The organism is Bacillus sp. AFS073361, from assembly GCF_002567005.1.
Lineage (GTDB): Bacteria > Bacillota > Bacilli > Bacillales > Cytobacillaceae > Neobacillus.
The window spans coordinates 82,392-107,242 of the sequence record NZ_NUZU01000019.1 but is presented as its reverse complement, the minus strand read 5'-3'; the positions used below and the strand labels follow the sequence as shown (position 1 = coordinate 107,242).

26 protein-coding genes are annotated in these 24,851 nt (G+C 36.8%); 8 read left to right on the top strand and 18 right to left on the bottom strand.

Features of this window, described 5'->3' with window-relative positions; genetic code table 11:
* Positions 1 to 36 precede the first annotated feature (36 nt).
* From COJ96_RS11650 to COJ96_RS11630, 5 genes are all read right to left on the bottom strand, one after another.
* Positions 37 to 648: a DUF5105 domain-containing protein gene (locus COJ96_RS11650; RefSeq protein WP_098573266.1), complete on the bottom strand. Its 612-nt coding sequence runs from the start codon at positions 646 to 648 to the stop codon at positions 37 to 39.
* 1 nt (position 649) lies between these two features.
* Positions 650 to 1,285, bottom strand: coding sequence for a hypothetical protein (locus COJ96_RS11645; protein WP_098573263.1), 636 nt, complete (start codon positions 1,283 to 1,285; stop codon positions 650 to 652).
* 334 nt (positions 1,286 to 1,619) lie between these two features.
* Positions 1,620 to 1,982 (bottom strand): hypothetical protein, encoded by a 363-nt coding sequence (locus COJ96_RS11640; protein WP_180230081.1) that lies wholly within the window; start codon positions 1,980 to 1,982, stop codon positions 1,620 to 1,622.
* 167 nt (positions 1,983 to 2,149) lie between these two features.
* Positions 2,150 to 3,139, bottom strand: coding sequence for an ABC transporter substrate-binding protein (locus tag COJ96_RS11635; RefSeq protein WP_257148490.1), 990 nt, complete (start codon positions 3,137 to 3,139; stop codon positions 2,150 to 2,152).
* A gap of 193 nt (positions 3,140 to 3,332) precedes the next feature.
* Entirely contained in the window at positions 3,333 to 4,226 is an 894-nt protein-coding gene (locus tag COJ96_RS11630; RefSeq protein WP_098573254.1) for a TauD/TfdA dioxygenase family protein, read from the bottom strand.
* A gap of 466 nt (positions 4,227 to 4,692) precedes the next feature.
* Between COJ96_RS11630 and COJ96_RS11625 the strand changes: the two genes are divergently transcribed.
* Both COJ96_RS11625 and COJ96_RS11620 read left to right on the top strand, forming a co-directional pair.
* Entirely contained in the window at positions 4,693 to 5,460 is a 768-nt protein-coding gene (locus tag COJ96_RS11625; protein ID WP_098573251.1) for an ABC transporter ATP-binding protein, read from the top strand.
* A gap of 23 nt (positions 5,461 to 5,483) precedes the next feature.
* Positions 5,484 to 6,308 carry an ABC transporter permease gene (locus COJ96_RS11620; RefSeq protein ID WP_251462408.1) on the top strand — a complete coding sequence of 275 codons (825 nt, stop codon included), beginning with the start codon at positions 5,484 to 5,486 and terminating at the stop codon, positions 6,306 to 6,308.
* A gap of 142 nt (positions 6,309 to 6,450) precedes the next feature.
* Here COJ96_RS11620 and COJ96_RS11615 read toward each other — a convergent pair whose 3' ends face one another.
* The gene (locus tag COJ96_RS11615) at positions 6,451 to 6,963 is read right to left on the bottom strand and encodes a hypothetical protein (protein WP_098573245.1); all 513 of its coding nucleotides are present in this window, start codon (positions 6,961 to 6,963) and stop codon (positions 6,451 to 6,453) included.
* A gap of 202 nt (positions 6,964 to 7,165) precedes the next feature.
* Here COJ96_RS11615 and COJ96_RS11610 point away from each other — a divergent pair, with 202 nt between their 5' ends.
* Together COJ96_RS11610 and COJ96_RS11605 are read left to right on the top strand one after the other, a co-directional pair.
* Positions 7,166 to 8,134, top strand: a complete 969-nt coding sequence (locus COJ96_RS11610; protein ID WP_098573242.1) for a cupin domain-containing protein — start codon at positions 7,166 to 7,168, stop codon at positions 8,132 to 8,134.
* A 30-nt stretch (positions 8,135 to 8,164) separates the two neighbouring features.
* Positions 8,165 to 8,401: a DUF1450 domain-containing protein gene (locus COJ96_RS11605; protein ID WP_098573239.1), complete on the top strand. Its 237-nt coding sequence runs from the start codon at positions 8,165 to 8,167 to the stop codon at positions 8,399 to 8,401.
* 150 nt (positions 8,402 to 8,551) lie between these two features.
* Here COJ96_RS11605 and fdhD read toward each other — a convergent pair whose 3' ends face one another.
* From fdhD to COJ96_RS28630, 4 genes are all read right to left on the bottom strand, one after another.
* Positions 8,552 to 9,373 (bottom strand): formate dehydrogenase accessory sulfurtransferase FdhD, encoded by an 822-nt coding sequence (gene fdhD, locus COJ96_RS11600; RefSeq protein ID WP_098573236.1) that lies wholly within the window; start codon positions 9,371 to 9,373, stop codon positions 8,552 to 8,554.
* 33 nt (positions 9,374 to 9,406) lie between these two features.
* The gene (locus COJ96_RS11595; protein ID WP_098573233.1) at positions 9,407 to 11,764 is read right to left on the bottom strand and encodes an FdhF/YdeP family oxidoreductase; all 2,358 of its coding nucleotides are present in this window, start codon (positions 11,762 to 11,764) and stop codon (positions 9,407 to 9,409) included.
* 165 nt (positions 11,765 to 11,929) lie between these two features.
* Positions 11,930 to 12,295: a Na-translocating system protein MpsC family protein gene (locus COJ96_RS11590; RefSeq protein WP_098573230.1), complete on the bottom strand. Its 366-nt coding sequence runs from the start codon at positions 12,293 to 12,295 to the stop codon at positions 11,930 to 11,932.
* A gap of 580 nt (positions 12,296 to 12,875) precedes the next feature.
* Positions 12,876 to 13,049 (bottom strand): hypothetical protein, encoded by a 174-nt coding sequence (locus COJ96_RS28630; RefSeq protein WP_180230080.1) that lies wholly within the window; start codon positions 13,047 to 13,049, stop codon positions 12,876 to 12,878.
* 327 nt (positions 13,050 to 13,376) lie between these two features.
* On the opposite strand from COJ96_RS28630, the gene COJ96_RS11580 reads away from it, so the two are divergent.
* Positions 13,377 to 14,609: a benzoate/H(+) symporter BenE family transporter gene (locus tag COJ96_RS11580; RefSeq protein ID WP_098573224.1), complete on the top strand. Its 1,233-nt coding sequence runs from the start codon at positions 13,377 to 13,379 to the stop codon at positions 14,607 to 14,609.
* Between the two features lie 163 nt (positions 14,610 to 14,772).
* Positions 14,773 to 15,015 carry a glutaredoxin family protein gene (locus COJ96_RS11575; RefSeq protein ID WP_098573221.1) on the top strand — a complete coding sequence of 81 codons (243 nt, stop codon included), beginning with the start codon at positions 14,773 to 14,775 and terminating at the stop codon, positions 15,013 to 15,015.
* Positions 15,016 to 15,090: 75 nt separating this feature from the next.
* Here COJ96_RS11575 and COJ96_RS11570 read toward each other — a convergent pair whose 3' ends face one another.
* The 3 genes from COJ96_RS11570 to COJ96_RS11560 all read right to left on the bottom strand — a co-directional run bounded on the left by COJ96_RS11570 (position 15,091) and on the right by COJ96_RS11560 (position 18,546).
* Positions 15,091 to 15,864, bottom strand: coding sequence for an arylamine N-acetyltransferase family protein (locus COJ96_RS11570; protein WP_098573218.1), 774 nt, complete (start codon positions 15,862 to 15,864; stop codon positions 15,091 to 15,093).
* A 52-nt stretch (positions 15,865 to 15,916) separates the two neighbouring features.
* A complete protein-coding gene (gene helD / locus COJ96_RS11565; RefSeq protein ID WP_098573215.1) occupies positions 15,917 to 18,217 on the bottom strand; it encodes an RNA polymerase recycling motor HelD in 2,301 nt (766 codons plus the stop codon).
* A gap of 143 nt (positions 18,218 to 18,360) precedes the next feature.
* The gene (locus tag COJ96_RS11560; protein WP_098573213.1) at positions 18,361 to 18,546 is read right to left on the bottom strand and encodes a hypothetical protein; all 186 of its coding nucleotides are present in this window, start codon (positions 18,544 to 18,546) and stop codon (positions 18,361 to 18,363) included.
* 196 nt (positions 18,547 to 18,742) lie between these two features.
* On the opposite strand from COJ96_RS11560, the gene COJ96_RS11555 reads away from it, so the two are divergent.
* Positions 18,743 to 19,600: an SPFH domain-containing protein gene (locus COJ96_RS11555; protein WP_098573210.1), complete on the top strand. Its 858-nt coding sequence runs from the start codon at positions 18,743 to 18,745 to the stop codon at positions 19,598 to 19,600.
* Between the two features lie 13 nt (positions 19,601 to 19,613).
* Entirely contained in the window at positions 19,614 to 19,769 is a 156-nt protein-coding gene (locus COJ96_RS11550; RefSeq protein WP_098573206.1) for a type II toxin-antitoxin system antitoxin, read from the top strand.
* A 270-nt stretch (positions 19,770 to 20,039) separates the two neighbouring features.
* On the opposite strand, the gene COJ96_RS29210 is transcribed toward COJ96_RS11550, so the two are convergent.
* From COJ96_RS29210 to COJ96_RS11535, 5 genes are all read right to left on the bottom strand, one after another.
* Positions 20,040 to 20,171, bottom strand: coding sequence for a hypothetical protein (locus tag COJ96_RS29210; protein WP_257148489.1), 132 nt, complete (start codon positions 20,169 to 20,171; stop codon positions 20,040 to 20,042).
* 499 nt (positions 20,172 to 20,670) lie between these two features.
* A complete protein-coding gene (locus tag COJ96_RS29595; RefSeq protein WP_373561686.1) occupies positions 20,671 to 20,754 on the bottom strand; it encodes a putative holin-like toxin in 84 nt (27 codons plus the stop codon).
* Positions 20,755 to 21,018: 264 nt separating this feature from the next.
* Positions 21,019 to 21,966, bottom strand: a complete 948-nt coding sequence (locus COJ96_RS11545) for a sugar ABC transporter substrate-binding protein (RefSeq protein WP_098573203.1) — start codon at positions 21,964 to 21,966, stop codon at positions 21,019 to 21,021.
* A 39-nt stretch (positions 21,967 to 22,005) separates the two neighbouring features.
* The gene (locus COJ96_RS11540; protein WP_098573201.1) at positions 22,006 to 24,069 is read right to left on the bottom strand and encodes a PAS domain S-box protein; all 2,064 of its coding nucleotides are present in this window, start codon (positions 24,067 to 24,069) and stop codon (positions 22,006 to 22,008) included.
* A complete protein-coding gene (locus tag COJ96_RS11535; RefSeq protein WP_098573327.1) occupies positions 24,011 to 24,835 on the bottom strand; it encodes a CheR family methyltransferase in 825 nt (274 codons plus the stop codon). Before COJ96_RS11535 ends, COJ96_RS11540 begins: the two co-directional genes overlap by 59 nt.
* Between the last annotated feature and the right edge of the window lie 16 nt (positions 24,836 to 24,851).

Sequence of the window (24,851 nt, the reverse complement as noted above, 5' to 3'; positions counted from 1 at the left end):
ATTCTCCTAACTTTACTGACATTATTAACAAATTTTCTATTTACCAAATGGATTTAACTTGCCTCCTTCCATCTCATCTCCAACAGAAGTAAGCCCACCTGTTAGTGCATTCAATAATTCTTGATCGACATCGACTTTCCAATCGCCATCTACTTTTACTAAATTGATTTTAACCTTATTAGTTACTTTTTTAGCTGAAGGTTCATTCACGCCTGCTACTAATTTATTCGTCATTTCTTTTTCTATCGCTTCATCATCTGCCTCTTCACCTGAAAAAGCTTGTGCTAAAGCTTCCTGCATCACTTCTTCAATGATTGTCCCAAGGATGATTTTCATATCAACCGTTTTGATTGTGGATTCCACTGTCGCTTTCTTATCCGCCTCTTTTACTTTGCCATCCGTAAAACTCATTTTTTTGAATAAGCCCAGCATAAACTTAGCTTCTTCATCTTTTGATGAGGTTAATTCTTTTAACGTTTTCTTTGTATCTGTATTGTTAACATATTTAGATGCTTTTTCCCATTCCCCTTTTTGAACACTTGTTAGGAATTCAGTTGTCACTTCATCTGGTGATGGCCCAAACAAATTGCATGCCGATAGTGAAAATGCAACAATTATTGTGGTAATAAAAATTAAGGTTTTTTTCATGTTAATTCTCCTCAGTTTTAGATTTTAAGTTTACTTTCATGGAATAATCATGATAAATGTCTTTTTCGTAATCTCCTGATGGATCGGTATAATCACCAGAAAATGTTAACTTAATCCAATTAATTTCTTCGGCGTGTCCTCGTTCCAAATAGAAGAAGATATCTCCTTCTTTTATGACGCCTTCGTTAATTTCTCCGCCAATATCATCACTATTCCACATATCAATCTCCACTTGTTCGCCCGTGCTTGTTGTTAAAGTAGCTTGGTCTGGATAAACATTAAACACCTGACCTGCAGTGGTATTTTCGACAAGCATATGGACAGCTACAACAGATTTACTAACCTTTTTCCCCTCTTCTTCAACCTCTGCCTTATCAGTAACCGCTACATCCGCTAAGGTTATCTTAATACCTTTTAATCCCGTATCAACCGCATTTATTCCTTTGTATTTCACCCATATATCTTCAACCGCCTTTTTGGCTTCTTCCTTCATCGTTTCCTTATTTGGTGTTTGCTCCTCGCCAGTCTTTGCTTTTGTTTCGTTCTCACTTGTTTTATCAATGCTTGAACAAGCTGTAAAAAGAACAGCTGCCATAACCGTTAACAAAATGATTGTAATTCGTTTAAAATTCTTCATAACTTTCTCCCCTTTTTCTTTATCTGGTATAGTTTCTTTTCAAATTAAAGCTGAGTAAATCGTCTTTATCTTACAAATTGAATTATACTAAAAAGGGTGTACCAAAAATGGCACACCCCTACGAATATAAATCTTTCATTTTCTTCACTTCATCTTTCATCTGCTGAACAAGGGAAGGCCTCTATTCAGAAAATTCGGGTCAGTCCCCCGGCACGTTAAAGCATTAACGCACCCGAGGACTGATCCCAAAGTCACAAAGTCATTTAATATAAGAAAGATCAAGGTTTTAAATATATTGAAATAGGTTATTATGGAGGATTCTATTTGGAGAGTTTTAGCTATTTTTCAACTTGTGAATTTCCCTGGAGTGTTCGGAAATCATCCGGTCATAATATTCAAGGTCATATTTTGTGGCCATAGAATTTTTTATTTCTTTCACATCATTTATAACAATGTCTACTTTCGTTTCCATTGCATCCATTCTTTCGTTTGTTTCGGAAATCCTTATATTCGTTTCTGCTACTGTATTAATTAATTGATGTATTAAATCCCCTTGTCTTTTTAGTTCAGTAGTAAATCTTAGATCCATGTCAGTTATCTTTTGGTCCATGCCAGTGATTCTTTGGTCCATCGTGTTTACCTTTTGGTCCAAGGAATCAAGTTTGTCCAAAATCAACTGGAGTGTTTTTTCCATCATTCTCACCTCCTTATTTGATTGCTTTTATTATAGCAGGTTTATGTAGATATTTGTCGAGGGGTTTCAAAGCTGTTCAATATGGATGGGAACATATACGTCTCAATCAAAAAAGTGCCTGACACCAGCCATATTATTGGACGGTGTCAGGCACTCTTTTATTTTTATTGCTATTTTTTAAAAGCTGCATCAAGGTACTCATTATGGATTTGTTCTTTATAGTTAAATGCTTTCTTGATGTACCCTGCATCGGTTAATGTGTCAATGGAATCTTGCTGTGCATTAATAGACTCCTCTGTAAAAAGGATATTAGGTTTTTCGGCTGTGATGATTTTCTTAATTAGTTCTGCTGGAAGTTTGGTTGCACGTGAGTAGATTTCCGATGCTTCGTCTGGATTTTCAATTTGCCAATCGGCAGCTTTTTTGTACACTCTTAAATAGGCTTGAACAATCTCAGCATGTTCTTTCGCAAAGCCTTGTCTTGCTATAATAGCGCCCGGGGCAAATATTTTTTTATTAACATCTAAAGTTACTGCATTCCCTTTTTCAACATTATTTAGGTAATACGGATTCCACACGGACCATGCGTCTAATTTTTTGGATTCGAAGGCCGCTTGGGCATCATCGGGTTGAAGATTGATGAGTTTCACATCATCCGTCGTTAAACCATTCGCTTTCAATGCTTTAATTAGATATACATGAGCCGTTGTCCCAAGAGGAACACCCACGGTCTTTCCCTTTAATTCCTTAATGTTCTTAATATCTCCATTTTTTTGCACTAAAATCCGAACATTCGATTCTCCTGTACCGGTTTGGGCAATCACTTCAAATGGAAGTTTTTTATCTAAACCTGCGATTAACGCACCATCTCCTAAAAACGATAAATCAACACGATTGGAAGCAAGTGATTCTAAAAGCGGGGGGCCGCTTGTGAATTCACTCCATTTAACGTCGGCATTCAGTGCCTTAAACTCTTCTTCGAACCAGCCCTTTTCCCGAGCAATGACTAGAGGGCCCATTTTTCCATTTAATGCAATATTCACTTTAACTGGAGCATTTTTTGCAGCTGTTTTTTCTGCGGATGAACCACATCCTGCTAATAAAAAGATCATGGAAGTGACCAATAATAATCCTAATAAGTGCTTACGATATTTCTCCATCATTAAACCTCCTCATATGTATCCTTACTATGAAAAAAAGAGGTTCGTCCATGAGTGTAATCCCCGTATCGGAACCTCTATTTATCAATGGGTTAGATTTTATTTTTTGGCTGTGTTAAACTTGNNGGAGTCTTCGTGCCTTCCACTACAATCAACAGAGTGTTTTAAAATCAACATTAACCTCTAACACAGCCTATTTTTTAACTATTAATTGGCTTACCTCGTTTTCTTGATTAACAGGGACGTCTTTTCCGACTGTTACACGTCGTACCACACGATGACGATCCCCGTAGTCTGCTACTGCATAATGTTGGGTGGCCAAATTATCCCAAATGACTACATCCCCTTCCGACCATTTCCAGCGGACGGTATTTTCTAAACGAGTCACATAAGAATCAAAGATACTTAACAATCGTTCAGATTCACTGGTTGTATAGCCTTCTAATCTTCCAGCAAATCCTCCTAATAACAAATGCTTTTTGCCGGTTTCGGCGTGAACATGTACAACTGGATGTCTTGTTTTAAAAACCGTTGATTCAAAAACATCACGATATTTTTTTGTCACTTCATTAACATCAATATCACTTCGTTTATACTGTGCATAATCAAATTCATTGGAATGAATTCCCCATAACTTATCAGCTAATTTTTTCAAGCCATCCGGAAGGTCTTCATACGCTGCATTCGTATTTGCCCAAATCGTATCACCGCCAACCTCTGGAATGGTTACCCCTCTTAATATGGAGTATTTCGGAACTTCAGGAACAAAAGTAACATCCGTATGCCAATGATTCGCTTTTGCACCTACCGCAGAGTCCAACTCAAAAATATAGTTCGTATGATCTTTTACTGGTACGGTCGGATGTGCATATGGTTCACCTAATAATGTTGCAAACGCTTCTTGGGTTGCATCCGTTAAATGATTTTGTCCCTTAAAAAATACGACCTTGTACTCGTTTAGTGCTTGTTTAATTTCATTCAGGATACTTGTTTCTAAATTCCCGCTTAATTGAACACCTTGAATTTCTGCACCAATTCTTCCTGCTTGTGGTACCACTTTTAATTGTTTTGTTTGAGAAGCTGTCATTTTTAAATTCCTCCTAGTTATCATGTTTTATATTTTTTTGAAATCCATCGTAAACCTCTTTTCATTCGCCTCCTGACTCTTTATTCCCCACTTAACCTAGTGATATAGTCGGTTTAATTTCAAAAAAACAAAAAGAGATCCAACAAAGCGAGCCTTTTGCTCTCTTTGTTAAATCTCTAGTCGACTAGTGGATTCTATCACTATTTATTTAATTGGACTAAATTGGCAAGTGGTTTGTGTATGAATGCATCTTATCAGGGTTCCAAATAGTCTGTCAATTACTTTTTTGATTATTCCTATAAATTTAGTTGGTTTTAATGTCTTGATTATTACTATTAACCATGTTAAATTGTTATAAATTAATTCATTCGAATGAATCGACTAGTCTACTGGAGATTCGGCGAAAAGACACATATGTCTTCTCGCTGAATCTCTTTTTTTATTTTAAGAAAGGATGATGAACATTATGGTAGCCACAGTAACAATTAATCATGTAAGAAAAACGTTTAACAGTGACAATGAAAGTATTAGAGTTTTAGAGGATTTTAATCTTTCCGTAAAATATGGTGAGTTTCTAACGATTATTGGTCCCAGCGGGTGCGGAAAAAGTACATTATTAAAATTGATTGCTGGACTTGATTTAGATTTTGAAGGCGAGATTATGATTGCTGAAAGGTCTGTGAATGGACCTTCTAAGGATCGCGGCTTTATTTTTCAAGAGCATCGTTTATTTCCATGGTTAAACGTAGAAAAAAATATTGCAGGTAACCTGTCATTAAAAGATCCGGATATACGTTCAAAAGTGGACCAGTTAATTTCACTTGTAAAACTTAACGGATTTGAAAAAGCCTATCCGCGGCAATTATCCGGGGGAATGTCGCAACGGGTAGCCATCGCAAGGGCCTTGCTGCGGAATCCTGAAGTGTTATTGTTAGACGAACCGTTTGGTGCATTGGATGCCTTCACCCGCAACCATCTCCAAGAGGCTTTACTTGAAATATGGGAGGAAAATCAGACAACAATGATGCTTGTCACCCATGATATTGATGAGGCGATCTTTCTGTCCTCCAAAGTCGTCGTCATGGATGCAAAGCCAGGGCGAATCAAAGGGATTGTCCCTATTGATTTACCTTATCCAAGAACAAGGATTAGTAAAGCATTCCAAGAATACCGAACCGTTATCTTGAAACTACTTGATCACCAAGTTAACGAAATAGAAGATTGGAGCATTTAACTTAAAAAGGAAGGATGATATCAATGTCTACACAAACAATTGCACAGAACAAAGCCATTTCCATTAAGAAAAAGAAAGCAGCAAAAACAAAAAGTTACTCTATATGGCGAGGATTAACGCTGCCTGTTGTCGTATTGTTTTTATGGCAATTGTTAAGTTCACTCGGAATCTTGTCCGAACAATTATTTTCTTCACCACTGCTAATTGTCAACCGCTTCATAGAACTAGTCCAGTCAGGGGAGATGGCTAAACATTTGCAAATTAGCTTATTTCGAGCATTTCTCGGTTTTGCTATTGGCGGTTTTCTTGGATTATTAATAGGTGTCATTGTTGGCATGAACAAAAGGGCGGAGGAATATTTAAACCCAAGTATCCAAATGCTCCGCACTGTCCCACTGCTTGTGATTACACCACTATTTATCATGTGGTTGGGGTTTGGTGAATTATCTAAAATATTACTCATTGCTTTAGGGGCCTTTTTCCCTTTATATTTACAAACCTTTTTAGGCATTCGTAATGTAGATAAAAAACTATACGATGTTGCTCAAATCTTAGAGTACAGCCGAATAGAGCAAATCACTAAGCTCATGATTCCAGCTTCTTTACCGAATATTTTACTTGGTATACGCTTAGCTCTAAGCGCTGCCTGGATGTGCTTAGTGGTCGCCGAGTTATTGGGTGCAGATAGAGGTGTGGGCTTCATGATCCAAGATGCTCGTTCATTTATGCAGACAGACACTGTCTTTGTTGGCATTATCATCTTTGCTCTTGCGGGTAAAATATCCGACTCGATTGTCCGCTTTTTAGAACATCGGTTACTTAAATGGCAAGATAGCTTTAAAGCATAACCAAAACAATCCATTCACATCTATACCACTAACATAGAAAAGTCGGCTAAACCTACTACAACATAAAAAGACTACTTCCTATTCATATGGAAGTAGTCTTTTTTGTAGGCAATCTTTAAATTAAAAGTGGAGAAGTAATCTTCTACTTAAATAAATTAAATGCCATTTTTGTGTTGGATTCAAATAAATCCATAAAGCCTTTTTGTGCAATTTTAAATTGATTTAAAGCTTCTTCACTAGCCTTTTTTTGCAGTTCGATACTATTATTAATTGATTGTTGGAACTGCTCTTGTGCCTGATTTAATAAATTTAAACTTTCTTTATATGGAGATGAGGTCAACTGTTGAACACGGTTGTTTAATTCATCCAGTTCATCATTCCACTTTTCGAAAGTTTGGCTTGTTTCTTCACCGTAAACTGTTTCAATATTTTCCTTTATGTAATCGCGAACTTCAGCAATTAGGTTTTTCTGTTGTTCCTGGATTGAATTCATGTCACCAGTAATTTTCTCCAATGATTCTTTTTGTGTTGCGAATGCTTGAAGCAAAAGATTTTCTATTTCTTTTTGAGAATCAGTCACCTTGTCCAAGCTGTTAGTCCAAATGTTGTAAAGAGATTCACCAAAATTTGTTACGAACTCATTGTTAAATTCCATTATATAAAACCTCCAATTAATTTATAACCATATATGTAAATTACACTTATAAGAGAGATTTGTCAAATGAATATTCTTTAAATTGTTTACTTTTTTCTTCCTATATTAAATACCAAAGAAAAATTTACCATTATAGCTAAATTGGTATTATAATATAAATGATAAGAACAAAAAAACTTTTCATACCAAAGGAGGATTACATATGTCAAAAAATGTTCAACCTGGGGAATTTTATATTGGAACTGTAAGCGAAAACTGGACCGAGGATGCCCTTTTTTACGAGTATAGTACGGCTGCTGATCCAATTGGCAGTGGGATTATTAGTCCTATTCCTCCTAAAGAATTTGCACCTGAACTATATAATTCAGGAGAAACTCGTATTATATCATTGGATTTATCAAATGAGCTGAAAACCAAATATCCAGCAACGAGCCCATCCCTGCTCGCTCATTTTATCCGAATTAATGCGGGAGATTCGATTCAGACGCAACCAAACGCAACCAGTGAATTATACTATATTATTTCCGGGGCTGGTACAACCGAGGTCAATGGACAAACCATCAGTTGGAAAAAAGGTGACTTTTTAACACTTCCAGCCGGATCAAGTAGTCGTCATTTTGCGTCTGAGGATTCCACCATTTACTATATTTTGGATACTCCACTTCTTGATTACTTGGGAGCTAAAGCGACAGAAGCACGTTTTAAGCCGACACTTTATACTGCGGAACAGGCGAAGGCAAAATTAGATGAGGTAGCTAATGCACCCGATGCCCATTTAAAAAATCGTATCTCCATTCTATTAAATAATCAAAATTTCGAACAAACTTTAACCATTACACATGTTTTATGGGCTATGTTCGGTATTGTTCCTGTAGGCTCAAACCAAGCGCCTCACAGTCATAAATCAGTTGCCCTAGACTTTGTTGCTTATGCTGCACCTGGGACCTATACATTAGTCGGGGATAAGGTAGATCCTCTTACAAAACAAATTATTGATCCGATGCGGATTGACTGGGTAACAGGAAAAGCCTTCGTTACCCCGCCAGGGCTTTGGCACTCTCATCATAATGAATCAGGGGAACCAGCATTCATCATCCCAATCCAAGATGCGGGTCTACAAACCTACCTTCGTACTTTGGATATCCAATTTACTCATTATGATGAGGAATAGGAGTATTCTAAAAAAAGAAGAAAAAGTAGAATGAGAGTGGCTAAGTTTTGTGAGCGTAATATTAAGGTAACTGATGCGGACAAAGTCATTGACCTTCTTCGACTGCATTATCAAAATGATGTAGATGTTAGCATTGTAGACTGTTTTAGAAGGTGTTTAGAATGCAGGGTAAGACCATTCTGCCGTATTCAATTAACAACCATCGAGGCTGATGATGCTGAAAGCTTGGTAAATAAAATACTGCAAACGGTGAAAACAATTACGTAAGAAGACAATCGAAATCCGCGAAAAAAATCAAACCCAAGTGAGGATTAAATCACTTGGGTTTTTTCACGTTATTAAAATAGTGTCAGGCACCTTCTAAAATGGAGGTGCCTGACACTATTATCTGTCCACTAAATGAATTTTTCAAAATCCCTATAAAACAGATATTGATGAACGGTTATTTTCAATCCCTTGTATACGCTCCTGATGGGTATACACATTAAATCCGTTCGCTCGGATAAAGCCAACTGCTGTAATTCCTAGTTCTTCTGCTAAATCTAGAGCAAGATTGGTAGGTGCAGATTTTGATAGAATAATTCCCACACCAATTTTGGCTGCTTTTAGTAACACTTCGGATGAAATTCGGCCACTGAAAGCAATGATTTTATCCTTAAGTGGGATACGATTAATCAAGCAATAGCCAAAAAGTTTATCGAGTGCATTATGTCGACCGATATCCGTTCGTGCTGCCACAATTCCATCCCTCGTACATAGAGCTGCATTATGGACCCCGCCGGTCTGTTGAAAATGTGAAGAACTTTCCTGCATTTCCTTCATTAACTCACGGCATTGTTCTGGTGTAACCGTCATTTTGGTCATAACCGTTTTAGCGGTCTTTACATCGTTATGAAAGTAAAATTGTCGCCCTTTTCCACAACAAGAACCAATAAATCTCTTCGAATGGAAATCTTTTTGGATAGAATGTTTATTTACAAGATCAACATAAGCAAAACCTTTTTCTTCATCGATGTGGATCGATTGAATATCTTGGTAGACTCGTATCACACCTTCAGAGGCTAGGAACCCGACCACCAATTCTTTCAATTCTGAAGGGGTGCACACCATGGTGGCAAACTCCGTTCCATCTAATATAATCGTTAGGGCAGATTCAACGGCAATGTCATCCTCTTCCTCGATGAAGTTTTGTCCATTGTACTTGACAATATTTTGAGAAGTAGTAATTTCCTTTAACAAATGAAGTACCCCTTTCCATGGATTTTCTTACCCTTAACCAACCTCTGTTTCGAGATCAGCAATTGGCTTTTCTAAATATTGAGTATCTTTCCGTGCATGATATCGTTCTGCTTTTTCTACATTAACAGTGATGTTGTAATCCGGAATGCCGGCAAATTTCTCATAACGACCGCGCGGCAGCAAATAGTTCCCTTCTGGAAAATGAACTTCTAAATTTCCCTGTGCAATATCAACAAATTTAGCCGTACCTTGGAAGACGCCAAAGCCGTTATAAACAACAATGCCTTCACCTTCGGCAATGCTTAATTTTTGCCCATCCACAGGACTCATTAAAATATCGTAACGACCGGCACCGTTTAACGGGTCTACTTCTTTGTACACCATCGAGTTAAACTGCTTGCCACGGCGGGAGGTAATAATAAATTGTTCCGGTTTTTTATTTAAATCCGGGATATCAACCGGAATTAACATACCTCTGCTATCTGGAGTTGGACAAACTCCATCTTCACATAACCAAGCACCGCCCCACTGGAACACGTCTCCTTGCTTTTTCAAATGCTGGATTCCATCGTAATCAGGGTTTGCTTTGGCAATTTCCTCACGAATGGCCTGACCGTCTGCAAAATCAACCAATTGGGCTGTTTCTGGTTTCACACGCTTCGCAAGGTCAAGATATATCTTCCATTCTGCACGTGCCTCTTCAATCATGTTTTTGTTACCCGTAATTTCAGGAGAGAAGTACACCATCCGTTCTGTTGATGTACTCGTGCCGCCTCCTTCTTGCTCATAACGGGTTTTCGCCGGTAACACGATGACCACTTCTTTCGCATCAACTAACGTCGAAGTGTTTAAAATAATATCTTGATGAACACGAATCTCCAGTTCGGATAAGGCCTTCTCAATAAAGTCAGGGTCTGGCATCGTTTCTAAGAAATTACCACCAGAAAGGTAATATAATTTCACTTTCCGCTCATGATCTTCTGGAAGGACAATGTTTTCTAGGGTAACGCCAACGATATCCCCCTGCCAATTTGGCAGGTCAAATCCCCAAAGCTGTTCGATTCGTTCTACATTTTTTTCGTCCCAGCCTCCGCCAGGTAGAACAAATGGATCTGCCCCCATTTCTCCGCTGCCTTGCACACTGGAGTGTCCACGGAACGGCATAAGACCCGCGTGCTTTCGTCCTAAGTGGCCACGAAGGAGGGCCAGGTTTGCGACTTGAGAGATATTGTCCGTTGCAAAGGAGTGCATCGTCAGTCCAAGCGCCCACGCATATACTGCATTTTTGCTGTTTGCTAGAAGTTCAGCTAATTCTATGATTCTTTCTTTTGAAACGCCTGATGACTCGATGATATCTTCCCAAGATTGATCTTGGACCTTCTTCTTCAATTCTTCGTAACCGTTTACATGATCCTCTACGAACTCATGATTAATCGCCGAACCATATGCTTTTACTTCCATATCAAACCAATGCTTCATAATTCCATGCATAAAGGCAATATCCCCGCCGATATTGACTTGATAGAAATCATCGGCAATTTTTGTTCCGAATAAGGCGGACTCAGGGTTTGAAGGAATCCAATACTGATCCATGGCTGGTTCGCGGTATGGGTTAACCACAATGATTTTGGTCCCTTTTTTCTTTGCTTCAAGCATATATTTTGAAGATACAGGTGATGAGTTTGAAGCAACACTTCCCCAAAACAATAAGACATCAGTTCCAATCCAATCTAGATAATTGGCTGTAGATGCTCCCACACCAATCGATCGTTTTAAAGCTGTTTTACTGGGAGCGTGACAAATACGGGAAGCGTTATCAATATGATTCGTCCCAAGAAAACGCGCGACTTTCGCTGCCACATAATAGCTTTCGTTTGTAATCCCTCGAGCGGTTAAATAAAAAGCATATTGTTTTGGATCCAACTTTTTCATTTTTTCTGCAATGAGATCCATGGCGTCATCCCAAGTAATCCGTGAAAATTTACGTTCCCCTTTGCGACGAATCATCGGATAAGGAATCCGGCCCAGCTTACGAAGTTCCGTGCTATCATATTTCTTTAGTTCATCAATGTCTGCATGCAGGATTTCAGGTTGAATCGCAGGCATTGTATTTAATCGAAGCACATTCAAACGTGTGGTGCAAACGTGTGGTCCATCCAATGTTTGGTCATATAACCCAGACACACCAAGTGCACAACCGTCACAAACCCCTTTTGTAATAATCCGTGTAGCATAGCCGATATTATCTTTATTATCCCAAGCGATCTTCATCGTATCACGGATATGCTGCGGTTTAATCTTTCCTAATCCAAAAGGAATTGGGCTTACCCAGTATTTAGGAGCAGGTAACTTTGCCTTTTTTTGTGGTCCTGGATGTTGCGTTTTCCCCATTTTCATTTCCTCCTTAATTATGTCAATTGCTATTTTTCGAATAAAAAACCACCTAAGAAAATATTCATCCGTTAAAACGGACAAATAGCTCTAGGTGGTTAGTCTTTAACAGGATCGCTGTCAAGTGCCAACAATAATATAGTTGAAATGATATTTTCATTAGGTTTAACTTTTTACGTTAAACTTTTCCTCAATATCTTGATCAAACACGAAGATTGACATCCCCATGTCGTCTTCAATATCAATATCCACAAAGACACGAATGAATTTTACACCCAGTAATTCTTCCATTTCCTGGGGATAGTTTTTTTTATAAATCTCCTTGACCATTTCAGTACGAGCAGATCGTAACATTTGTTTCCCATCTTCAGCGGAAGCAATAAATTTTTCAATCGGAGATAAATTACCTTCCAATTCACAAATTGCCCAGTTTTTGCAAAACTTTGTTCGAACTTGACTAGGGCCTTTCCCCATATGACGTTTTCTGTAGGCACGAACAATATTACTGAATTCTGCTTCATATTTATTCACATGACTCAACTCACTTGTTTTTACTCAATATTATCACTATGTTAATGATGTTTATTCTATAAGTATACTATATAACGGAATAAAAATAAAAACCATTGTAATAGATTCTTTGAAGATTCCTTAAAAAAGGCGGAATCCCATTTGAATCATTACAACGGTTCGCCTCAAACAGGTTCGCTGTTACGCACCAACTGTTATAATATTTTTCCCTTGTCATATGAGTTAAACCTTTTAACCGATCAACAGGTTCGCTGTTTCGTATTAAAAGAGACTCATATTTAATACATCGTAAATTTCACAAATTGTTCACATTTATCTTTTTAATCATAGCATGGTAGTGAAATCAGGACAATAGAAAATATTTAAATTCCTGTTAAACCTGAATACAGTTTTTAATAAAACTTTTTTTGTTGAAAATATGCAATTAGCAATGCCGAAAATGAATTGAATCTCTAATTGATATTTTTGACATTCGCTTTGCCCATTCATGGGACCAAATGGAGAAATATCCGCTTTTGCATCTTTAGTAAATGCGGATGTCATCCAGTTTGATCAACAGATTTCATAAAACAGCACCTTCTTATTTTATTCGTTTCATTCTTTTTTCCTTTTTGGCTTTCATGAGTTTTTGCTTTTTGAGCATTTTCCTTCTTTCTAACTCTTTGGAACAATCTTCACTCCATGAAATTAATTCTTCATCAGACATTGTTGGTATTCTTTCAATTATTTCGTTCAATTTTTCCCATCTATTCATGTTTAAAAACCCCTTCAAAAGATTATGTTGATAGTCTTTGTTGGGTGTAACTTCTTTTATACAATTTTTCTTTATTCTTTTCTTTTTTCCCTTGACTAGTTCACTGAAAGTTATAGCGACCCTTGTTTTAGTGGATCAATGGTTTGGAAAGAATCTTTCATATTGAAAAAAGTGGATGAGAATAAAAGATTCAAATTGGACCTTTTAAAAACTTCGAAATCATCTATGATTAAAGAACAGCTTCTATTGCAACCATTATATATTAAGGAATAAATACATGCGAAAGGAACTAATAGAAGAACGATTAACTAAAAAGGGGCAAAATTTATGGATCGTACCCAAGAAAAAAGCAAATGGAGAAGGAATATTTTATTAGATCTAAATACCAAAAATATAGCTGCGGGGACAGTTGCAGGAATATTCGTGATAACAGGACCATCAGCTCTAATACTAGAAGCCTCATCAAATGGAAATTTTAGTACAGCACATACCATCCTATGGATATTTGCCGTTTATGTATTTGGAGGCTTATTAGGAATTTTCTTACCATTATACTATCGAATTCCTATTGTCGGGGGTCACTCCTTAACAGGAGTTGCATTTCTTGCCACTATGACAAACCAGTTTACTTTCAATGAATTAATAGGGGCATACATAGTTTCAGGGCTGTTGTTGTTACTCGTTGGATTACTAAGTTTTTTTTCAAGATTAGTGAATTTGGTACCTAGGGAAATTATTTCGGCAATGCTGTCAGGAATGATTATGAAATATATGGTGAATTTTATTATTTCCTCAACCCAACTTTTTCTAGTTGGGGGTATTTCTCTGATCACTTTTTTTGTTTTTAGTAGATGGAAGACAAAAATTCCTCCTGTGATTGCAGCAATTGTCATCGGGACGATTGTATTATCCCTAACCTATCCCATAAATATAGGCAATTTGGTTCCAGGAGAGTTTTTTCCACAAATTCAACTACCAAATTTTAATACAGCTAGCTTTCTTTCTGTATCAATACCACTTGCATTACTAATTTTAAGTAACGATGTGGCAGTTGGGATAGGTGCATTAGAACAAAATCATTATCATACTCCCATAAATCGAATTGTTTCCTTGAGTGGAGTATTTTCTGTGATCTCGGGCTTCTTTGGGGGGCAATCGGCAAATATCGCCGGTATGGCAACCGTCATTTGTTCGGATGAAGAGGCAGGTCCGAAGGAAAAAAGATTCATGGGAGCAGTTGTTTCAGGTGCTCTCTTATTAATCTATGGTTTATTTTCATGGAAACTCGTTCCTTTTATTCAAGCCTTACCAAAAGAATTTATCTCCATCATTGTTGGATTTTCACTTCTTGGAGTGTTCAGCAAAAATATCCATCAAAGTTTCTCTAGTCCATCAATGAAAATAAGCACAACATTCGCCTTAATTATTGCATTATCCAATATTACAATATTAAATATAAGCTCTCCTATTTGGTCCTTATTAATAGGTACTGTGATTGCTAGATATATTGAAAAGGATACAATGGGAAAAATTGAGAATGATGGAAAAAGAACTGCTTAATTCATAATTAATATTAGTAACATTTTTCGAAATGAACAAACATGAATCTAATTCTAATGCGCCCCAACTAAACCTTAATCCTTTTTACTACTTCAGTATAAAATGGTACACATAGAAACAGAATTCATTGTACAATGGCTATAATGAAATGGAGGTAATAAAAATGAAAAAAGTAATTATTTATTCACAAGAAACTTGCCCGCCTTGCCATGCGGAAAAATTATGGTTTAAAGAAAATGGGATTGAGTTTGAAGAAAGAGACATTCGGAAAAACGATCAATATTTGCATGAACTGATTGGACTTGGGGCTGTTGCTACCCCTGCAACCGTTATCAAAGATGGGGATAAAGAAGAAGTAATCCTAGGATTTGATCAAACGAAATTGGCTGAAATATTAGTAATATAAAAAGTACGAAAGAAAAAACACTGTATGAACAGCGATTGTTACTGTCATCAGTGTTTTTTGTATTCGTATTTTAATTTATAGCCCAAAATGTTGATTTGCCAGCTCTAAAAATTTCTTGTTATCAATGGTCTCTTTGGATAGAATTCCATCTTCCCATTGGGTAAAGGTAGTATCGGTTAAGGTAATATTTCCGTTTTTGGTTAGTCGGGTGATTAATGGGTGTTTGTTAAATGAGGATTTCGGGTGTTCGGCAATAATCGATTGGATTTCATTCAGATTCGCATCTTCAATAGATCTCTGCGAATCAAAAGTATAGCCTATTTTCCACTCAGTATCCTTATGCTTTAGTTTCATCTCTAAACAATAATCCCCTAGTTCATGATTTACTTTTCTAACCCTAAACTCTCCATTATCAGAAGTAACAGTCTCACCCGATAAAGGCACAGGTTTTAAAGGTAAATTCCCCCCAAAGCCTGTGTCAATTAAATACGTCTGTCCCTCGTGATTTAAAAGTACCGTTACATGCGTCCTTCCAAGTTGAATATACTCTTCAGCAGCATGATTATAAACAACACCGTCTGTTAGGACTGCGTTAAAGCCATTTTCAATGAGATAAAAATAAAAAAGCGGATTTAACTCGTAACAAAGCCCGCCTTCGTTTCTTGCCACAATTTTATTGATTACGTTTTCCTTTGTAATCTTACCTGTTTTGTTTTCAATAATTGATAAATTTTCAAATGGGATGTTACGTGCTGTTTTTTCAAGAACCTCCGGTAACTTTTCAAAGGTAATTTTTTCGATATTCGGCATACCTATTCTTTTATGAAATAAGGTTGTAAGGTTTTGCATACCCTTCTCCCCCCAGTACTTTTTTTGCACTCCACAGCTCTTTAACTGACCACTAGAAACGCCCCGGTGCTACTCGATCCAATAACAAGTCCGAAGGTGAACTTGCGTATAGATACAATCGATGCATTGGTCTCGTCATGGCTACATATAACAATTTAATATCTAACTCTTCATCACTGTACTTTTCATCTAGAGCAACAATCAGTACCGCATCAAACTCCAATCCTTTTGAAAGGTATGAAGGTAAGATGACCACGCTGCCCTTTTTCATATCTTCTTTTTCTTCTAATAGCTGTATTGGAAGATTGCTATTTTCCAGCATGTTATGTATTCGTAGGCACTCTTTGTCGGTTCTTCCAATAATCGCAATCGAGTTCAACTCTTCCTTTTTGATCAACTGAATATCATCTTCAAGGATTTGTTTTACTTGTTCTAAATTTGCAGGATCGATTTTCGTAAAGCGGGGTTTGTCCCCATGGCGGATGACTGGTTCCACTTTTGGCAAGTCTTGATTCATAATGGATAGTATGTCGTTGGCTAACTGCATGATCTCGACCGTGGTTCGATAACTCTTTTGTAATGTTTGATAATTCGCAGTTGGAAATATTTCCTTGACTAACGGTTCCCAGCTTTTTAACCCTCGATAAGAGTGAATCCCTTGCGCTAAATCTCCCACAATCGTAAATAATTCTGTTTCAAAACCCGCTCTAAGTGCTGCAAATTGAAAATAACTATAGTCTTGGGCTTCATCAATGAAAATGCTCTTCATTTTATATGGTTCTTCGATTCCTTCTAATTTTGCCTTCATATAGAATAACGGGGCATAATCCTCCAGTTCTAGTGCTTTTTTATCAAAATTTCTTTGACAATATTTACTTAACGCTCTGCATTCTTTCTCTGAAAGTGTACGTGAATACTTTTGTAAAAGTTCAGGCGAAGTCATCAGTTCCTTGTATAAAGTAAAAATATCTTTCTTAACAAAAGGAGCCATATAATTTTTTATCGCGACCTTCGACTCCTTCTCCACAGAACTGATTCTTTTTTCTTTTGAATCCATGAAACTGATTACTTTTTCCTTCCTTTTTTCTGATTCCGGCCGGCCGCTAAAAAGGAGTTTTTCTAAAGCCTCGTCATATTTGTTATTAATTTTAGAAAGAATCAGTGATTTTTTTAATCTTAGATCATTTGCTAAGATATTTTTAATTTTATCCAGTCTCTTATAGATAGGTAAGTATTGAAATTCTTGGATAAATAGTTTTTTGAGTCTCCCCCCTCTTATCAGGCGGGATTTTTCAATCATAAAATCCTCGGAAGGGGCCAAATTAAACTCAATTTCTTTTAAATAATGGTCGATTACCTCCTTAAATTCCAGAGATCCTTTATAACTGGAAACCCATTGAATCATGTTTGATTTTTCGTTTCCGTTAATGAGTGCCATTAATTTTGAATTAGGAGAGATTAATTTCATTTTCTTCCCTAAGCACTTACTCATAAATTCAATATAAGTCGTTTGTTTAATCTTGTTTACCCCGAGATCAGGAAGGACCGCGGAAATATAATCAATAAATAATTTATTAGGTGCAAGAATCATCAATTTTTCTGGAGGAAATCGATATCCAGAAGAGTATAGAAAGTAGGAAATTCGATGGAGAGCAATGGTTGTTTTTCCACTTCCAGCAGCTCCTTGAACGATAATGGGATGTTTAAGTGAGGCTCTAATGACTTCATTTTGTTCATTTTGGATGGTCGCCACAATCTCGGTTAAGCGATTATCTGCTTTTCCTGATAAGGATTTTTGTAATAATTCATCATGCGTGGTTAAATCGATATCTCTAATATCTTTTAAAAATCCATTCTCAATTTCGTACTGCCTCTTTAGCGATAAATACCCACTTTGCGTTTCTCCGTAAGCATCATATGTTACATTCCCAAGACGGCCATCATAGTAAACATTGGCAATCGGTGACCGCCAATCGACAATAATAGGGATCTGATTGACACGGTCAAACAATGAGGCTTTTCCAATATATAAAATCTCTTCGTTGGTGTCACCACTGCTCGTAAAATTGATTCGAGAGAAGTACGGTTTGCCGATGATGCTCTCTAACCTTTCCAATTCACTCTCGGCTAATTCTAAAAATTGAGCATTCGTCAGGAGGGTCATGTAGCTTAAACTACTATCTGACGTATCCAAATCCGCAAAGGCTTCTTTCAAATTCTCCACGAACTGTTCTTTATTCCCCTTTGACATTTCCAACACGCTTTTAATAAATTCCTTCGTAAACTCTAAGCGTTCCACTTCTTCTTGATAATCTTTATGTTCCCGAACTGATTTTTGTTTGTTTGAACTCATTCTCTTAATCCGTCACCTCTCAATAGAGTTTATAAGGATGGAACACGCACAAAAAGAAACATCTACAATTTTTTTTGCAGATGCTTTCTTTCACAATGGAGTTATATTTTACCATTTGGCAAGTGATAATACAATATTCTTGTTTACCCTTTGAAATAAAGTAAAGCAATGAGGAAAAGAATCAATCCTATTAAAAAAATAGGACCAAGACCGGTACTGTATACAAAGTAAATTCTAATATTCAGAAGCGCATGGACAATCAGAATGGCCAATAAGCAAACCAGTATTACAATGGTTAATTGTACATTTTTATTTCGATTTCGATTCAAGGAATTTACTCCCTTCTTAAAGCTCTACAGGGACAGTTAGTTTTTTATATAAATATTTTACAAGAGCTTGAAATATTCCTTTCGATACTCTCCGCCATATTTTCTTAAATTGAAAAGAATTTCCACTTTTCACAACCGAATATGATATAATTGTGATATCACTTTTATATCACTTATTCACGATGGAGGGAACGTAATGAAGGAAAAATCAATTTTTAAAATGAACGGGTTTGCTGCACTGGTCATTGCTCTTTTTTGTATTGGTTTTGGCATCTTTTTAATCGTAACTGGAACGATCACAGAGAAAATTACTGGCGTCATCGTCATAATTTTAGGGTTAATCCTTGCAACAAGTTTGACCATTGTTCAGCCTAACGAAGCAAAAGTATTAACTTTCTTCGGTACCTATCTGGGTGTCATCCGAGACCAAGGATTATGGGCCACCATTCCATTTACATTCAAAAGAAGTGTCTCCTTACGAGTAACAAACTTTAACAGTGAGAGATTAAAAGTAAATGATCTTGAAGGAAATCCCATTGAGATTGCTGCGGTTGTTGTATATAAAGTAAGAGATGCAGCAAAAGCATTGTATGACGTTGAAAACTATAATAAATTTATCCAAATTCAAAGTGAAACTGGTCTGCGTCATATTGCAAGCAGATATGCCTATGATTCTTTCGACCATGCTGAAAATCCATTAACCCTTCGTCAAAATAGCGATGAAGTCGCGGATGTGCTTATGTATGATTTACAAAAAAGATTGGATGTAGCTGGTGTGGATGTCATCGAAGCAAGAATCATGCATCTTGCCTATTCTTCTGAAATTGCTTCTGCCATGCTGCAAAGACAACAAGCTCAAGCTGTATTATCTGCTCGAAAAGTGATTGTCGACGGTGCCGTAGGACTGGTCAAAGCTGCGATCGACCAACTCGCAGAGCAAGAAATCGTTGAACTGGATGAAGAGAAAAAAGCGCAGATGGTCAATAACCTGATGGTCGCCATTGTCTCTGAAAAGGGAACGCAGCCCATTATTAATACAGGAAGCATCTATTAAGGTCGTGTAATAAATGAGCAAACGAAAATCATTTCCACTTCGGATTGATCCGAAGTTATATGAAGTGCTGGAAAAATGGGCCGAAGATGAAATAAGAAGTGTTAATGCCCAAATCGAAGTCATCCTAAAAGAAGCCGCTAAAAAGGCCGGAAGATTAAAAAAGGAATAGTTGGCACAGTTTTTTTAGAAAATAAACCCCTAATTTTCTTAGGCTAAGCAGAAAGAAAATTAGGGGTTTGATGTCTTTATATGGGAAATGTAAGCTAGGGAAAATACCTTCTTACATAAGCGTATGCTATACTCATCCAACCTGAGATTTTTGTACCAAACTGACCGGTTACATCATCCCCGATAACGTCTACCAAATGACTTTGGACATACAGCATCAATACGAGCCAAATCTTCAGAAGTAAGTTCGATATCTACAACCCTTACATTGTTATTGGCTGCCGGTTGGCAGTTTGTCCTTAATCGAGTAACCAGCAATAGTATAATAAACGGAGATTTTCCGGTTATATGCAGAATGGAGCTCGTTTCGGGGAAAATAAGGGAAGGTTTTCCGCTTATGCAAAGCAAAATCCCCTATTTTCGAATTTTTCGAGTTAATAGGCGGAATTTCTACGTCTATTAAAGCCTTTTTTAATAATATTTCATAATTAAGCGGAATTTTTCCGTCTATTTATCAACCCGGTCGCTTCACTTGATCCCCCAACCAATAAGTGCGAACCCTCTTGATCCTAGATGCGAGAATCAGCAGCTTTTGATCGACCAGCTTATAAAGATCAATAAAATTGCTACTTAAAACGGCACTGAATGTACCGACTAGTTGATAATTCCATGGAAAGAATAGAATTGGTTCCTCTGGTCATCAATAAATTCATTAAAAACCTAAACTCATACTCTATTTTCTTTTACTGGTATTTTAGTTATAATATATCTATATAATCGCATAAATTAAAATGACCGTGGGTGCTGGTAACACCGAACGGTCAAGCAATAGCAGGTTCCGATGCAAGGGAATCAGCATTAAGTGTAAGTAATCCACCTTGGGCAGCTAACTTTAGGGTGGATTATTTTTTTTGATTAAATGATAGAACTGCAAGGATAAGGCTACCAAATCCAAACATAATCATAAAAGTTTCAAATACTGTCAATCAGCATCACCCCCTTTCTGATGGGAATGTGCCAATCACCCTTGAGAAATCCTACTCTATTGCTCTTTTATTTTATCATGTAATCCTAAAAATAGGAACATATGTTTTGTTCCAAAGGTGAAATAGGTCCTTACGTCCGAAATCATTCTTTGTCCCAACTTTAAAATGGTAATAAATCCCTAGGTGATAATTGAAAGTTGCTTTCACTTCGTTTGAAAAAATAAGCACCATCCATAAAATGGATGGTGCCTGACACCCATTTACTTATTTTAAAAATTTATAGAAGTCTAATCTCTGTGTTGCATTCTCTTTAATGATGATATCTACACCGGTATCAACGACTTTTTTAACATTTTTACCTTTTGTTACTTTCAATGCTGTTTCAACGGCCAGATATCCCATATCATAAGGGTTTTGGGCCACTGTACTAGATATTGTTCCATCCTTGATTAACTTCAGCATATCGGGTATGCCGTCTGCTCCAATGACTGGAATAATAGCACCTTGTTCCTTCAATTCCTTTATTACAAGCAATGCAGAGAGGTCATTAGTTGCAAAGACCCCCTTAATATCAGGATGTTCACGCAAAATCTTTGTCATTTCTTTTTTTAAGTTCTTTGAATCAGAGGATATCCCTGCTGTTTCAGACGCTACAATAATCCCTGCATCTTTTAAAGCTTTTTTTGCTCCACTGATCCGTTCTTTAAATACGGAGACGGACAAATCTCCACCGATAATGGCCACTTTATTTCCAGGCTGAAGCTGTGAGGCTAAAAGGGCGCCTGCTTTTTTTCCTAATTCTTCGTTATTGGTTCCGATATAGGATGTTTTATTTTCCCATGGAAAATCGTTATCTACTAGTAATACAGGTATTTTTTTGTTTTCAGTAAACTTTTCCAGTATAGGTATAACTGTGGAATCAGTAGGTGAGACAATCAATACATCTGGATTTTCTTGATAGGTCTTTTCTAATAATCTACTTTGTTCTATAGCAGATTCATTAACAGGGGCAATGACTTTCCCATCCATTCCAAAGTCACTGAACGCTTTTTCTGCTCCTGCTTTCATAATTTCCCAATATTGTGAGTTTAAATTTTTAAAAACAACAACAACTCTCGGTCTCTTATCTGCAAATGAATTAGAAATAAACATGAAAATAATGACAGCAATAACTATACCAACAAGAAATACTAGTCTTCCATTTTTGAACACTATATCCTCCCCTCTCTTTTCATATAAGAAAAGAAACAATCACTGATTAGGACTGGCACTTAGTTGAAAGCGGATTGAGAAAACAGTCCCCTCATCCCCGGTTTTTATATCTATTTCGGCATGATGTCGTTTGGCAACACTGTAGCAGATCGCCAAACCTAATCCAGTTCCTGTCTCCTTTGTTGTAAAGAAAGGTGTTCCTAATTTTTGTAGGACTTCCGGGCTAATGCCATGTCCTTGATCTTTTATTTCTAAAATGACGGTCTGTTTTTCTGTATATGTTTTGATCGTAAGTTTTCCGTTAGACGACATGGCATCCAGCCCATTTAGAGCAATATTTAGAACCAGTTGACGAATTTCTTTCTGATCGATGAATATATCCGGACACTGATTTAACTCCAGCTTAACATGTTTGCTAGCCCGAAAGGCTTCTGCTTGAATTAATGGAGATAATGCTTCAAGGATCGTATTTAAGTTTTGCTTTTTCTTCACACTGACCTTGTTTTTGGCTAGATTAAGAAATTCTGTGATAATGGAGTTCGCCCTTGTTAATTCTTCTAACATCAAATCAATGATTTCTGTTGATAAATTTGCGCTGTCATTCCTTGATAATTGTAAAAACCCTTGAACAGTAGTCATAGGATTTCTAATTTCATGGGCGATTCCTGCTGCCATCTCACCGATTAAATTCAAACGGTCTAAGCGAGACATCTCTTTCTCTAGGTGAACGGTTTCTGTAATATCTGTTAAAACAATGAGTGTACATGGTTCAGGATGGATATCAATCATTTCAGTCGATAATAGTCCGTCGCGAATATCGCCGTTTTTCGTCTTATAGCTAATTTTCTTATTACGAATTTTCAAATCTAGATTGATAGGTTTACCTGTGGATTCATCGATAAAATTCTTAACATTTATTTTGTGATTTTCCAACTCTTCCATGCTATAACCTGTAAAGTTTAACCAACTAGTATTTACTTCAATAAAGGTTAAATTCTTCTGAGAAAAAATCGCCATTAAACAGGGACTAGATTCAAAGATTTTACGAAATCTTTCTTGGGAACGGTATAGATGGCTGGCAATCCTTTCTCGTTCCTCTATCTCATTTTGCAGCCTCTCATTAGCCCTTAACAGTTCTTCCGTTCGTTTTTCTACCATTTGTTCCATATTATTAAATTGAAGTTTCTTAATCTCTTCAATCTGCTTTCTTTCTGTGACATTTCGAATGCTGCAAACAAAGAGGTGTTGCTTTTCAATGGTGGTTTCACCAATTAGAATATCGGCATAAAAGTGGCTTTCATCTTTCCGAACAGCTACCGATTCTATCACTCTTCCTACAGATTCTTTTATTGAAGTGAAGAATGAAAACGAAGAAGCCTGGACACCCGTTCCCATCCACTCTTTAAAAAGCCCCACTACATGGCTGCCGATTAATTCCTCAGAACTGTATCCAAACATGCTTTTTACAGCAGGATTTACTGATAATATAAACCCTTGATCGTCAAACGTGAGGATCGTATCAACAATGGTTTCACCAATTGCTTTAGATAATGCCTCTGTCCGACGTAAATTTAAGGTGGTTCTATCTAGCCTTTTATTCATTTCATTCAGTTCAACTATACGTTCTCGATCGGTTTGAACGATATTTTCTTGATGATTTTGATGAATTTTTACAAATTGTTCAATTTTATATTTCAATGTTTTGGGATTAAAGGGTTTCATAATATAATCGATGGCCCCGACTGAATACCCTTCATGCACATGTTCCATATCAAAACTAATGGCTGTTATAAAAATGATGGGAATATGTCTGGTTTTTTCTCTGGCCTTAATAAGCTTCGCTGTTTCAAAACCATTTAGCCCAGGCATTTGTACATCCAGTAAAATAACAGCAAAATCTTGTTTTAGCATACACTTTAACGCTTCTTTACCTGAATTCGCGCTAACCAAGTGATAATTGGGAGATGTAAGTACAGCTTTCAATGCTAATAGATTTTCAGGATGATCATCCACCATTAATATATTTACCTTATTAGAATGGGGACTAGTTAACTTTTCGATAGAGTTTTTCTGATCCGTCAAATTCTCCGTAACAGTGTTCATAACTTGTAAATTTTATCCCCTCTCTTATACCCAACCCAAGAAACCCTGCTGGGCTTAGGCTTTTATATAGTAACGTGTGGACATGATTTTGAAGATCCTTATTAAAATAGATTAAGACATTACGGCAAATAATAATATCAAACTCGTTAAATGATTGGTCTGTTACTAAATTATGCTGGGCAAAGACTACATTTTTTTGCAAAAAGGGATGGAAAAATACTTTATCATCTACTGCCTTATAATATTCCGAAAAGGCCCTTTTCCCGTCTGCCTCGATATAATTTTTAGTGTAGAGCTGCATCCTGTCTAATGGAAAGGTCCCTTGCTTCGCCTTTTCTAAAACACATTTGTTAATATCAGTAGCAAATATTCTCGTTTTTTCGTAAATCTCTTCTTCATGCAAAAGAATAGCCATAGAATAGACCTCTTCTCCTGTAGAACAGCCAACATGCCAAATTCGAATTTCAGGATAATCCCTTACTAACGGGATGATCTTTGTTCGGAATGTCTTAAAAAATGAAGGATCCCGAAACATCTCTGTTACATTAATCGAGAAATCTGAAAGCAATTCCCCCATAACAACTGGATCACGAAGTACCTTTTCCTGAAGCGCAGATATACTAGGCAGATTTTCCTTACGAACACGATGGTTAATTCTCCTTTGGATGAAAGGAAAGGCATAGTTTCGAAAATCATAACCATAAAATCGAAATACGGCTTCAAGTAGTAAATCGATTTCAATTCTTTCTATCTCATCTGTATCCATCTGTAGAGTATTAGGT